The sequence below is a fragment of the Vibrio sp. Vb1554 genome (assembly GCF_033344235.1).
The window spans coordinates 1-1,720 of the sequence record NZ_JAWPOJ010000114.1; the positions used below are offsets into that span (position 1 = coordinate 1).

At 44.7% G+C, this 1,720-nt stretch carries 1 protein-coding gene; it reads left to right on the plus strand.

Annotation, left to right across the window (positions count from 1 at the left end):
* Positions 1-229: 229 nt before the first annotated feature.
* Positions 230-1,720, plus strand: a 1,491-nt coding sequence (locus R8N28_RS24085) for an acetate--CoA ligase family protein (protein WP_318183533.1), incomplete at its 3' end; no start/stop codon positions are given.

A 1,720-nucleotide genomic window follows, 5' to 3' on the forward strand; every position in this document is an offset into this window, starting at 1 on the left:
CTCTGGATAAATATTACGATAAATCATGCCGATAGCAGGGCCGTTTATCAAGCATCAAATACAATAATCTGCGAATTTGATGTGATGAGTAACACAAACTCTACAAGCACTGTATAGATTTGCTTCAATGTCCGGTTCGTTTATGTTTTCTGGCCTATTTATTCGTTTATGATTGTTGATATCAACGTAGCAGATTGCAAGTAAGTCACGACAAGCCGCAGGAGTTCACATGAATAAACTACATAAGCTCTTTAAACCTAGTTCTGTAGCGGTAATTGGCGCCTCTCAAAAAGAACTGCGTGCAGGCCAAGTCGTTATGCGGAATCTTCTGCAAAGTGGGTTTGACGGTGCAATCATGCCAGTTACCCCAAGGTATAAAGCGGTATCGGGTGTCATTGCCTATCGCGATGTTGCTTCCCTGCCCTATACGCCGGATATCGCGATTCTCTGTACTAATGCTTCGCGAAATGAACAACTTCTCAAAGAGCTGGATGAGCGCGGTACTCCATTCGCGATAGTAATTTCTGATGATGCACAAACGCTAGATTTGTCATCTCTTAATATTCGGGTTCTTGGACCAAACAGTCTTGGAATTATCTTACCTTGGCATAATTTCAATTGTACGTTTTCGCCTGTCGCAGCAAAGCCGGGAAAGATTGCTTTTATCTCTCAATCGGCTGCCGTTTGTACCACGGTTTTAGATTGGGCTAACGACAAAAATATCGGGTTTTCTTCATTTATCTCGATTGGTCGTGGACAAGATATTGATTTTGCAGATTTGCTCGATTATTTGAGTATGGATGGTAATACCGAAGCAATATTGTTGTATGTCGACTCCATTCAAGATGCACGACGATTTATGTCCGCAGCCCGTGCCGCTTCTCGCAATCGTCGTATATTGGTGTTGAAAGCTGGCCGTTCAAAAGAAATGAATACGTTCGAGCAGCAAGATGGCGATACGCTCGATGTGATTTATGACTCTGCGATACGAAGAACGGGTATGCTGCGTGTTAGCAATACGCATGAGTTATTTGCTGCGGTAGAGACGCTGACGCACTCAGTTCCGTTGCGTGGAGAACGCTTAGCCATCATCACTAACGGTGGAGGCCCTGCCGTCATGGCGGTCGATACACTAGTTGAACGAGGTGGCAATTTAGCGACTCTGGACGAAGTAACAACCGAACAGCTCAGAGCCATTTTACCGTCTAACTGGCGGGGTGTTAATCCGATAGATCTTTCCGGAGATGCAACGAAAAAACGCTACGTAGATGCGATCAATGCGGTAATGAATAATGATTGTGCTGATGCGATTTTGATTATGCACAGTCCTTCTGCCGTGTCTGATTCTTATGAAACGGCTTTGGCGGTTATTGAAGCCATCAAGAATCACCCTCGACATAAACATTTTAATGTCCTAACTAACTGGTCTGGGGAACAAACATCTCGAGATGCTAGACTGGCATTCACTCAAGCGGGGATACCTACCTATCGTACGCCGGAAAGCGCGGTCGTTGCGTACATGCACCTCGTTGAATACAGGCGAAACCAGAAACAGTTGATGGAAACGCCAACAACAGCAGAGCCGCTGCACTCAGGTAGCGTAAATTCTGCAAAAGAATGGGTAGATGAACGACTACTGGATAAAAACACAGTTACACTGGATACACATCAAACTAGCCCACTATTTAAGCTTTTTGGCTTTAATGTTTTGCCTACTTGG